We start from the raw sequence: 11443 nt of genomic DNA, 5'->3' as shown, positions 1-11443 counted from the left end.
CCATCCCGGACGCCCGTCCGTACCGCCAGATCCCCATCCGCTCGTGCCCGTTGCCATTCGGGCTCGCCCTTGGCCGGACACGCGCCTGGCGCCGGGGAAGAGGCGCCAGGAGCGGGAGCGGCTGGAGATCTCGCAGTACGGATGCGGCAGCGTCCGGGCCTGTGTGGGCCCAGCCGAGTGCCACGCCTTACAGTCCGCCGGGCAGCACCCCCTCCTCGATGTCGGCGAACTCGTCTTCGCTCGCCGCGAGGTACTGCTCCCAGGACTGCTTGTCCCAGATCTCGATCCGGGTGCTCGCACCGATGACGACGAGTTCGCGGTCGAGGGCCGCGTATTCCCGCAAGTGGCCGGGGATGGTGACCCGCCCCTGCTTGTCGGGGACCTCGTCGTGCGCGCTGGCGAAGAAGACCCGGCTGTAGGCCCGGGCCGCTTTGTTGGTGACCGGCGCCTCGCGCAGCTGGCCGGCGATGCGCTGGAACTCCGGCATCGGGAACCCGTACAAGCAGCGTTCCTGCCCCTTGGTGATCACGACACCTCCCGCCAGCTCATCACGGAACTTCGCCGGAAGGATCAGCCGCCCCTTGTCGTCGAGGCGTGGGGTATGCGTGCCGAGAAACATCGGCCCCAACCCCCTGCCCCGGGCGGTTCGCGGTCCGCCAGTTCACTCGGGCCGGCAGGCCCCTCAGGTCTGTTCGACTCGGCCCTGCCACTGCGCTCCACTCTACTCCACTTCCCTCCACCCGCAAGCCGATTGAGCGTCTTCGCGAACCTTGTTCGCACACGAAACCCCAGCTCACCGAGGTGGGAGGGAAGTGGAGGGGCGAAGCATGATCAACCCCGTCCGGTTTCCGACATCCTCTACTCCCCCTTGTCAAGAACCCTCCCAAACACGCCCAAAACTCCCAGCAGGGCACGTTGTCAACCCCTGCAGGGAGGAAAGTGGAGGGCCGCGGGGAGGGTTGTGGGGGAACACAGAAAGGCAGCGAGGGGCGCGACCGAACCGGTCGCACCCCTCGCTGCCTTACCGCCGGGTCGTCAGACCAGGCGACGCACCACGTAGTTGGAGCCGATCATCTTGCGCTTCGACACCCGCGCGCCGGTGTGCGGGGAGTCGTACATGTAGCCGCCGCCGGCGTAGATGCCGGCGTGGTACCCGTACGAACCGTTGCGGAAGATGATCAGGTCGCCGACCTGCTTCGAGCCCTTGGCGACCGACTTGCCGTACTTCTGCTGCGAGTTGGCCTTGTGCGGCAGGCTCTTGCCGACCGCCTTCTTGTAGACCCACATCGTGTAGCCCGAGCAGTCGAAACGGCTGGGGCCGGCCGCGCCGTACTTGTACAGCGACCCGACGTGCTTCTTGGCCTCGCTGATGACCTTGGTGGCGCCCGGGGCCTTGACGGTCACCGAGAACTTGCCACCCGCCTTCGCCTTGTAGGTGGGGGTCCCTACGTAATAGGCGCGCACGGCCCCGCTGACGTGCGGCTCACCGGTCAGCGTGACCGAGCCACTGCTGCTCAGGGCCTTCGCCGAGAGGTTGACCCACTTGTTCTTACGGAGCGCCTGGAGGCGGACCGTGCCCGAAGTGATCACCTTGCCGTTGGCCGGGTTGATGTACTTCGCGGTCACCTTGATCTTGGCGCCGTAAGTGATCGACCTCGTCGAGATCGAGCTCTTGACCGACGGCGTGACCTTGGCGGAGGCCGCCGCCGTGATGATCGGAGCGGCGCTGGCGGCCGAGGGGGCGACCAGCTGGCCTGCGCAGAGGCAGAGGCCCAGAGACACTGCGAGCGCACCGGCGCCGGCCATGCGGCGGCCCCGGCTCGAACTCTGTTCGTGCACGGTAGAGATATCCCTCCGGCACGCCTGCGAGGTTAGCTGTCGGGTTCGGGCGGGAAGGTGTGCCCGGTCGCTTGCGCGACTTCACCCCGAGGTTCTCCACGTGATTCCACCGGAGCGGGTGGCGCGGAGTGGACCGGTAATGGGTCCCCCGTCCCTGCCCCCGTATGCCTTTGTGGTTGTTCATGGTGCTGGGTGGTCGCGTCGACCGGCCCGGGGCAGGGCTCGGCGTGAACCAGGTCGTCGCGAGTCAGGCAGCGGGCGCTGCCGGCCAGACCTTGATACGCCGATTTCCGGAGCTTCGCCGGAAGCGATTCCGTCACGCAGAGTGTTTGGCACATCGGACACTGTCCGATTTGTTACCAGGCCGTGAGAATTGCCATTACGGCTCGCATTTGATGAACTACAGACGGTTGAAGGTTACGGGTGAATCAGAACACATATTTCTTCCCTATCGTTCGGGTGACCCAGGCCGCATATTCACTCTCCCGCGCTTCAAACCTTTCTCACCGGCCAAAATGGCGCCGGCCGAATGGTTGATCTGAATATGGGGAGCACCCCCTTCTCCCGGGTGCCCGAAACCGGACTCGTGGCAACTCGACGTAACAGCCCGGTCCGGTACCCTCGTGTCCCGTGACGGACGGGAAAATGCCCCTGCGGGCCAAGGTCGCGACCTCGGTGTCGAAAACAGCGGCCGCGCTCTCCAGGGCCGCGGGCCGCGGCGACGGCTCGGTCATCGGCGGCTGGATCGGCCTCAAGATCGACCCGGACCTGCTGGGCCACCTCGCGGCCGGCCGCGCCATCGCGCTGGTGTCCGGCACCAACGGCAAGACCACCACGACCCGGCTGGCCGCGGCCGCCCTCGGCGTGCTCGGCCCGGTGGCCACCAACTCGTTCGGCGCCAACATGCCCACCGGGCACACGTCGGCGCTGGCCAAGGCCGGGGCGACGCCGTTCGCGGTGCTCGAGGTCGACGAGCACTACCTGGCCCGGGTGATCGACGAGACCAGCCCGCGGGTGGTGGCCCTGCTCAACCTCTCGCGCGACCAGCTCGACCGGGCCAAAGAGGTCGCCATGATGGCCCAGATGTGGCGCACCGCTCTGGCCGGGCATCCCGACGTGGCCGTGGTGGCCAACGCCGACGACCCGATGGTGGTCTGGGCCGCCCAGGGCGCCTCCCACATCACCTGGTTCAGCGCCGGGCAGCGCTGGCTCGACGACTCCTTCGTCTGCCCCGAGAGCGGCGACCCGATCGAGCGGGCCAACGGCGACTGGTGGTGCACCGGCTGCCCGCTGCGCCGGCCCCAGCCCCAGTGGCGGGTCGAGGACGAGGGCGTCATCGACCCGCGCGGCGACTGGCACCTGGTCAAGCTGCAGCTGCCGGGCACGGTCAACATCGGCAACGCGGCGACCGCCCTGGCCGTGGCCGCCGAGTTCGGGGTCCGGGCGATAGAGGCGCTCCCCCGGCTATCCACGGTGGCCTCGATCGCCGGCCGCTACGCCCAGGTCGACCGCGACGGCCGCAACATCCGGCTGCTGCTGGCCAAGAACCCGGCGAGCTGGCTCGAGGCGTTCGACATGGCCGAGCAGGCGCCGACACTGCTCTCCATCAACGCGCGCGACCCCGACGGCTTCGACACCTCGTGGCTCTACGACGTCGACTTCTCGCCCCTGCACAACCGCCCGGTGCTGATCACCGGCGACCGGGCGTTCGACCTCGCCGTCCGGCTCGAGGTGAACGGAATCGCCTTCCGGCACGTGTTGAGTTTCGAGGAGGCGGTCCGATCGGTGCCGCCGGGACGCCTCGAGGTGATCGCCAACTACACCGCGTTCCAGGACATCCGAGCGGAGCTTGACCGTGTCAACTGAGAGCACTTTGCGCATCGTCTGGATCTATCCGGACCTGCTCTCCACCTATGGCGACCGGGGCAACCTGCTGATCCTGGCCCGCCGGGCGGCCGTCCGCGGCATCCCGGTCGAGACCTATTCGGTGCGCTCCGACCAGCCGATGCCCTCGACCGCCGACATCTATCTGATCGGCGGCGGCGAGGACGGCCCGCAGGCCCTGGCGGCCCAGCGCCTGATCACCGACGGCGGCCTGCACCGGGCGGTCAACCAGGGCGCGGCCGTCCTGGCCATCTGCGCGGGTTACCAGCTGTTCGGTCACTCGTTCTTCGCCAAGGGGACCAAATGTCCCGGGCTGGGCCTGCTCGACCTGCACTCCGACCGCGGCGAGACCCGCGCGGTCGGCGAGATCCGCGGCGACATCGACCCGCGGCTGGGCCTGCCCCCGCTGAGCGGTTTCGAAAATCACGGCGGCCGCACCCACCTGGGCCCGGGCGTCGCCCCGCTGGCCCGGGTGACCGCCGGCATCGGGAACGACGGACAGACCGAGGGGGCCTGGAACGGCAAGATCCTCGGCACCTACTCGCACGGCCCGGCGCTCGCTCGCAACCCAGCTATAGCCGATCTGCTACTGCGTTGGGCCACCGGCGCGGATAGTCTTGCCCCCGTTGACGACACCTGGCCCGACAAACTTCGAGCTGAGCGGCTTGCCGCCGCCGGCGCCTAGCCACGACGAGCAGAGGACGGACCGACTGTATGACTGACATCCTGATCGCCCCGCGGGGCGTCAACCTCGCGACGGAGCCTCAGGTTTCTCAGCCCGCACAGCCGGTTTCCACCCCGATGACCTGGAAGCGCCGGCTCGTCCGGTTCGGCATCCTGGGCGTCGTCCTGGCCGCCGTCGGCATCGCCGCCGCCGTCCTGCCGCTGCAGGAGATCGCGGACGGCTTCGCCCGGCTCGGCCCGGCCGCCGCCGTCCTGATGGCCGTGGTCGGCGGTCTGCTGCTCTCGGTGCTCGTCCCCCGCACGGCGATCACGCTGGCCTGCGGCGCCGTGCTCGGCGCGGCCACCGGCGCGGCGACGGCCCTGGCCGCCGCGATCATCGCCGCCGCGGCCACCTACTACGCCGGCCGCTGGGTCGGCCGGGGCGCGCTCGCGGCCCGCACGGGCGGCAAGCTGCAGCGTCTCGACGGCTGGCTCAACCGTCGCGGCCTGTCCGCCGTGCTGCTGGTCCGGTTCCTGCCGCTGGCGCCGTTCGGCCTGGTCGGCTACGCCTACGGCACCACCAGCGTCTGCCGCAAGCGTTACCTGCTGGGCACCACGCTGGCCTCGATCCCGTCGGCCATCTCCTACGCCGTGATCGGCGCGGCCGTGGTCCGGCCGGGCGAGATGAGCGTGTTCTCGCTGGCCCCGGCCCTGATCGGCTTCACCCTGACGACCAGCATCGTCTTCTGGTGGAAGCGCTCGGCCAAGAAGGCCGCTGCCGCCGAGGCCGCCGCAGCCTGATCGGGAGCGCTCCGAACCCGTACGGGAAAAGAAGTAAGCGCACGCAAAAACCCGCCGTGAGCGACACGGCGGGTTTTCGCGTTCGGCGGCGAGCCGGGTCAGACGACGACGCTGACCAGACGGCCGGCGACCACGATGACCTTCTTGGGCGTACGCCCGGCCAGCGCCTCGGCCACGGCGGTCAGCGCCACCTCGCGTACGGACGCCTCATCCGCCGTCGGTGACACCTCGACCCGAGCCTTGACCTTGCCGTTGACCTGCACCGGATAGGTGATCGATTCGGCCACCAGCTGCGCCGGATCGGCCACCGGGAAGTCGGCGTAGGCCAGCGTGCCCGCGTGCCCCAGCTTGCCCCACAGCTCCTCGGCCAGGTGCGGCGCGAACGGCGACAGCATCAGCAACAGCGGCTCGACCGCCTCGCGGGACACGGCGGGCAGCGGGGTCAGCGTGTTCGTCAGCTCGATCAGCTTGGCGATCGCCGTGTTGAACCGCAGCTCGTCCATGTCTTCGCGGACGCCCGCGATGGTGCGGTGCAGGTGCTTGCGGACGGCCGGCTCCAGCGGCTCGTCGCCGACCCGGACGGCACCGGTCTCCTCGTCGACGGCCAGGCGCCACACCCGCTGCAGGAAGCGCTGCGACCCGACGACCGCGCGCGTCTCCCACGGCCGCGAGACGTCCAGCGGGCCCATCGCCATCTCGTAGACCCGGAAGGTGTCGGCCCCGTACTGATCGCACATCTCGTCGGGCGTCACCACGTTCTTCAGCGACTTACCCATCTTCCCGTACGACCGGGTCACCGCCTCGTCGCCGTAGAAGTACCCGCCGTCGCGCTCCACGACCTCCTCGGCCGGCACGTAGAACCCGCGCGCGTCCTGGTAGGCGTACGCCTGGATGTAGCCCTGGTTGAACAGGCGGCGGAACGGCTCGAACGACGACACGTGGCCCAGGTCGTACAGCACCTTGTGCCAGAAGCGGGCGTACAGCAGGTGCAGCACGGCGTGCTCGACGCCACCCACGTACAGGTCGACACCGCCGCAGTCGCCGTCGCGCTGCGGGCCCATCCAGTAGGCCTCGTTGTCCGGGTCGACCAGCGCCTTGTCGTTCTGCGGGTCCAGGTAGCGCAGCTCGTACCAGCAGGAACCGGCCCACTGCGGCATCGTGTTGGTCTCGCGGGTGTACGGCTTCAGCCCGTCGCCCAGGTCCAGCTCGACGTTGACCCAGTCCTTCTTGCGCGACAGCGGCGTCTCGGGCTCGCTGTCGGCATCGTCCGGGTCGAAGGTGCGCGGCGAGAAGTCGTCGACGTCGGGCAGCACGACCGGCAGCATCGACTCGGGCAGCGCCACCGGCAGCCCGGTCTCGTCGTAGACGATCGGGAACGGCTCGCCCCAGTACCGCTGCCGGCTGAACAGCCAGTCGCGCAGCCGGAACGTGGTCGCGCCCCGCCCGTGCCCGTGCTGCTCCAGCCAGGCGATCATCTCGGCCTTGGCCTCGACGACGCCCTTGCCGTCCAGCCAGTCGCTGTTGATCGCCACGTCGTCGCCGGTGAAGGCGCCTTCAAAACCTTCCGGAGCCTTCACCGTACGGATGATGGGCAGCTCGAAGACCTCGGCGAACTCCCAGTCCCGGGCGTCCTGACCGGGCACCGCCATGATCGCGCCGGTGCCGTAGCCGGCCAGCACGTAGTCGGCGATGAACACCGGCACGTCCTTGCCGTTGACCGGGTTGGTCGCGTACGCGCCGGTGAAGACGCCGGTCTTCTCCTTGCCCTCGGTGCGCTGTTCCTCGGTCTTGGCCGCGGCCTCGGCGCGATAGGCCTTGATGGCCTCGGCCGGAGTTGTATAACTGGCCGACCATTTCGGATTTGTCCCGTTCGGCCACGCGGCCGGGGCGATCTTGTCCACCAGCTCGTGCTCCGGAGCCAGCACCATGTAGGTCGCGCCGAACAGCGTGTCCGGGCGGGTGGTGAAGACGGTGATCTTGTCCTCGGTCGCGGTGCCGAAGTCGACGTGGGCGCCCCGCGAGCGGCCGATCCAGTTGCGCTGCATCAGCTTGACCGGCTCGGGCCAGTCCAGCGTGTCCAGATCCTCGACCAGGCGATCGCCGTACGCGGTGATCCGCATCATCCACTGCTTCAGGCTGCGCTGGAACACCGGGAAGTTGCCGCGCTCGCTGCGGCCGTCCGGCGTGACCTCCTCGTTGGCCAGCACCGTGCCCAGGCCCGGGCACCAGTTGACCGGGGCCTCGCTGACGTAGGCCAGGCGGTGGTCGTCGATCAGCTGACGGCGCTCGACCGGCGACATCTCGGCCCACGCCTTCTCCGGCGTCGGACGGGTGCCCGCCTCGAACTCCGCGATCAGCGCGGCGATCGGCCGGGCCTTACGGATCTTGTCGTCGAACCACGAGTTGAACACCTGCAGGAAGATCCACTGCGTCCACCGGTAGTAGTCCGGGTCGGTGGTCGAGAAGGACCGGCGGTCGTCGTAGGCCAGTCCCAGGCGGCGCAGCTGCCCCTTGTACCGCTCGACGTTGGCCGCCGTGGTCACCGCCGGGTGGGTGCCGGTCTGCACCGCGTACTGCTCGGCGGGCAGCCCGAACGCGTCGAAGCCCATCGGGTGCAGCACGTTGAACCCGGCCATCCGCTTGTAGCGGGTGTAGCTGTCGGTGCCGATGTAGCCGAGCGGGTGACCCACGTGCAGGCCCGACCCCGACGGGTACGGGAACATGTCCTGGACGTGCAGCTTGGGCGCCCCGGCCCGCGGGTGACCGGGGTCGGCCAGCACACCGGCCGGGTTGGGCGCGTGGAAGGTCCCGTTCTCGGCCCAGAAGGCCTGCCAGCGCGGCTCGATCTCGTTGGCCAGCGCGGCGGTGTAACGGAAATTCGGGGTCTCTGACTCGCTCATCGTCGGCATCCGTCTTCTTCGTCTGAGGTGGCTCCGGGCATGAAAAAACCCCTCACGCAGGAGGGGTCGCCGTGCTGTTACGCCTGTGGTGGCGCGATCAGCACGGCCGGCTAAGAAGCAGGAAACGCCGAGCCATGGTTTGCATGATACCGGTCGCCGCCGAGTGACGGCGACCGGTATCCGTGTCGCTGAGTTACGCCGCCGGCCCGTAGACCGCCAGCTCGGTGCTGTCCTGGAAGACACAGCCGCTGAACGCCGGGGGCTGGTCGGCCGGGCAGAGGCCCGCGTCCTGGCCCTGGGTGGTCAGCATCGTGTACCGGACGTAGCCGATCCCGTCGCCCGTGCCCGCGGCCAGCGCGACCACGGTCGGGGTGACGGTGCCGCCCGGGAAGGTGCCGCTGGCGGCGGCGGCCCAGGTCGTGCCGTCGACCGAGGTCTCGACGCGGTAGCCACCGGTCGAGGCGGTCTCGTCGTCACCACAGGTGGCCGACGGGTTGATCACCAGTTCGGAGACGTCGACCGCACCGGAGAGCTTGACCACCAGGGTCTGGCCCTCGGCGGCGACGTCGGAGCCCCAGCCGGAGATCTGCGACTGGTCGATCATCGCGGTCGGGCCACAGCCGTACGGCGTGTAGTCCGGCCCGGTGGCGCTGACGATCGAGCCACCGCCCGAGGAGGCGGCCCAGTCCTTGCGGACGACCCAGTTCTCGGTCTTGGTACCCGAGTTGATCGACAGGGTCTTGACGACCGGGTCGAAGCCGGCGCCGCGGGCGAAGACCTTGGCGTACGTCCCCGGGATGATCCCCGAGATCGTGTAGGTGCCGTTCGCGGCCGTGGTGGCCCGGTAGTCGCCGGCGAAGCCGGAGGCGTGCCCGCCGAACGCGATGGTCAGGCCGGACACCGCCGCACCGGTGTCGGTGTCGGACACCTTGCCGGTCAGCGAGCCCCGCGGGGTGTTGGCGGCCGGCGGCATCGAGAAGTCCTCGACCGGCTGCGCGTCGTCACCGTCGACCGCGGCGGCGAAGTAGCCCATGCCGCGGGTGGCGAAGACCTTCCAGATCTTCTTGGCGTTGTCACCGTCGTTGACCACCCGGTCGGCGGCCAGGATGGAGTTACGCATGTCCAGGTAGGACGGGTTGGCCGGGGAGAGCTCCATGGCCCGGGTGACCAGCGACTGCGACTTCTTGCTGCCGATCGCGTCCCGCAGGTCCCACAGGGTCTGGGCCCAGATCTCACCGTCGGCGTGCACCTCGGCACCACCGGCGTAGACCTTGCCGTAGTCGCCGTAGGTGTAGCCGCCCGGACCGGCGCCCGGGGTGCCGGGGCAGATCGCGGCGGGCGAGTTGACCTTGCAGTCCAGGCCCTCGGTGCGGATCGTGCCGCCCGCGGTCCAGTACTTGCCGATCAGGACCTCGCCGGGCTTGGCGGTGTCCTTCTCGAGGCCCTTGGCCACCAGGTAGTCCGAGGCGTACCAGTCGCTCCACGCCTCACCCATGGCGCCACCCTGCTGCGAGCTCAGGGTCGAGTTGCCACTCGCGTCCACCACGAGGCGGTTGGACAGGCCGTGCGTGTACTCGTGGAACACGACGTCGGCCTCGTCACCGGTGTTGGCGGCGACCGACTCCGGGCCCGGGTTCAGCAGGTACATCTGCATCACCGGCGGGATGCCGTCGGGCGGGGTGTTCATGTTGGCGTTGTCGGTGTGGTTGGCGTCGGGCAGGCCGTCGGCGGTGTTCGCACCGTCCATCGCCTGGCCCTGCACCGCGTCGCCGTCCTGCGCCTCGAAGTTGCCGGCCGCCCGGGTGAACCCGATCGGGCCCGCCTTGAGGTGGTCGTGGAACGTGCCGAGGAACGTGAACAGCTGCACCGCGTTCTGCTTGCGGTTGGTCTGCCACGAGTTCGCCGTCGCCGGGTCCCACGAACACGGGAAGGCGTCCGAGCACAGGCCACCGACCTGCTCGTTGAAGTCGACCAGCGGATAGTCCCACTTGCCCAGGCCCGACGGACCGACCTCTTCGGACGCGTCCGGCAGGTCGTTGTCGTTCACGTCGGAGTAGACGTGCGCGACGTTGCCGGACAGCCGCGGCGCGTTCTTCGGCAGCCAGCCCTTGGCGGTCAGGTCGACCTTCTTGGCGACGCCGCCCTTGACCGCGCCCGGGTAGTTCTCCCAGACGTTCGCGGTGTCGTTGGCGACCGTGCTCTTGCGGTAGAGCACCTCGCCGGTGGCGGCGTCGATCACGCTGACGTAGCCCTCGTCGACGACGATCGTCTGCCAGGCCAGGCGCGGGCCCGAGGCGGTCTGGAACCAGACCTTCTTGACGTTGCCGTTGTCGCTGAAGGTGGTGACGTCGCCCGCGGTCTTCGTGGCCTTGGCGGTCGAGGTGCCGAAGACGTCCTTCACCGCGGCGGCGCGCGCGCCGGCCGGGGTCACCTTGGCCGCGCCGGCCGCGGCCGGGACGCTCTTGAGCGGGGCACCGTCGACCTGCACGAGCCGGCCGTCCGAGGTGACGTGGGCCTTGAGGCCGTTGCCGAAGACCGGCACGCCGTCGGCGACCTGCACCCAGCTCAGGTGGTGGGTGCCCTCGATGTCGACGTAGTCCTGGCGCAGCTCGAGGCTGGCCAGCGCGGCCGCGCTGAGGCCGAACACCTCGGGGTGGGCCTTGACGTAGTCGAGCGCGATCGCGGCCGGCTTCTTCTTGCTGGGCGCGGTGAGGAAGCCGTCGAGCTTCGCCACCCGCCGCGGGGTGCCGGTCGCCCGGTCGATGTCGATGATGCCCTGCACACCCAGCGAGTCACGCAGAGTGTTCACCGCCGAGGCGGACGGTTGCGCCACCAGGGCGCGGTTCAGGGCGGCGGTGGGCTGCGCGACGGCCGCCGCGGCCAGGTTGGCGCGGCTGTCGTAGTCGGCCCGGCGCTGCGCGGCGTCGGTCTTCGCGCCCTGCACGGCGCCGGGCACCGGTGCGGCCTGCGCCTGGGTGGGCAGCAGACTCGCCAGGAGGATCACCCCAGCAGCCGCCGCCCCCATCCGCCGGGTCGCGGATGGTGTGGATAACGGATTCAATTCAGCCCCTCTCGGCCGGGCTCAGATGCGGCCCCGAGCAGGGCTTGACCACCTGCCGGCCCGCACCTCACTTGTGTGGCCCGTCGATGGCTGATGCTCTTGAAGATCGGTAAATATAACTAGAGCGATGTCTGATTCTTTACCCATTCGAGATGCATGTCCGGTTGACGCATGTCGAATCAAGACCAACGCCGACCTCGGCGAGTTGCTGTGATCGGGCTAACCTGTGGTGACGGGGCGGCGTGCCCGGTTTTTTCGCTGCCCTTTCGCCCCCGCTGCCGAGGATGGGGCGCGC

7 protein-coding genes and 1 riboswitch are annotated in these 11443 nt (G+C 69.4%); of the genes, 3 read left to right on the top strand and 4 right to left on the bottom strand.

Translation table 11 applies throughout. The features are described 5' to 3' along the window. Positions 1-187: 187 nt before the first annotated feature. A complete protein-coding gene (gene mraZ / locus KOI35_RS19385; protein ID WP_215788916.1) occupies positions 188-619 on the bottom strand; it encodes a division/cell wall cluster transcriptional repressor MraZ in 432 nt (143 codons plus the stop codon). Between the two features lie 416 nt (positions 620-1035). Next, a complete protein-coding gene (locus KOI35_RS19380; RefSeq protein WP_308121072.1) occupies positions 1036-1839 on the bottom strand; it encodes a C40 family peptidase in 804 nt (267 codons plus the stop codon). 6 nt (positions 1840-1845) lie between these two features. Then, positions 1846-1966: riboswitch (cyclic di-AMP (ydaO/yuaA leader) on the bottom strand. A 518-nt stretch (positions 1967-2484) separates the two neighbouring features. Between KOI35_RS19380 and KOI35_RS19375 the strand changes: the two genes are divergently transcribed. Genes KOI35_RS19375 through KOI35_RS19365 form a run of 3 tightly spaced genes read left to right on the top strand, consistent with a single transcriptional unit; the run spans position 2485 to position 5187 of the window. Continuing rightward, the gene (locus KOI35_RS19375) at positions 2485-3705 is read left to right on the top strand and encodes a Mur ligase family protein (RefSeq protein ID WP_215789472.1); all 1221 of its coding nucleotides are present in this window, start codon (positions 2485-2487) and stop codon (positions 3703-3705) included. Beyond that, positions 3695-4408 (top strand): type 1 glutamine amidotransferase, encoded by a 714-nt coding sequence (locus tag KOI35_RS19370; protein WP_215788915.1) that lies wholly within the window; start codon positions 3695-3697, stop codon positions 4406-4408. Before KOI35_RS19375 ends, KOI35_RS19370 begins: the two co-directional genes overlap by 11 nt. 29 nt (positions 4409-4437) lie before the next feature. Continuing rightward, complete coding sequence (locus KOI35_RS19365) at positions 4438-5187, top strand: TVP38/TMEM64 family protein (protein ID WP_215788914.1); 750 nt, start codon at positions 4438-4440, stop codon at positions 5185-5187. A 98-nt stretch (positions 5188-5285) separates the two neighbouring features. Here the strand turns inward: KOI35_RS19365 and leuS are convergent, their stop codons facing one another. Together leuS and KOI35_RS19355 are read right to left on the bottom strand one after the other, a co-directional pair. Continuing rightward, positions 5286-8096, bottom strand: a complete 2811-nt coding sequence (gene leuS / locus KOI35_RS19360; RefSeq protein ID WP_215788913.1) for a leucine--tRNA ligase — start codon at positions 8094-8096, stop codon at positions 5286-5288. 184 nt (positions 8097-8280) lie between these two features. Beyond that, positions 8281-11091 (bottom strand): M36 family metallopeptidase, encoded by a 2811-nt coding sequence (locus tag KOI35_RS19355; protein WP_308121071.1) that lies wholly within the window; start codon positions 11089-11091, stop codon positions 8281-8283. Positions 11092-11443 lie beyond the last annotated feature (352 nt).

This window comes from Paractinoplanes bogorensis (genome assembly GCF_018829635.1).
In the GTDB taxonomy this organism is placed as follows: Bacteria; Actinomycetota; Actinomycetes; order Mycobacteriales; family Micromonosporaceae; genus Actinoplanes; species Actinoplanes bogorensis.
The sequence above is the reverse complement of the archived record's forward strand: the minus strand, read 5'-3'. Positions and strand labels throughout refer to the sequence as shown.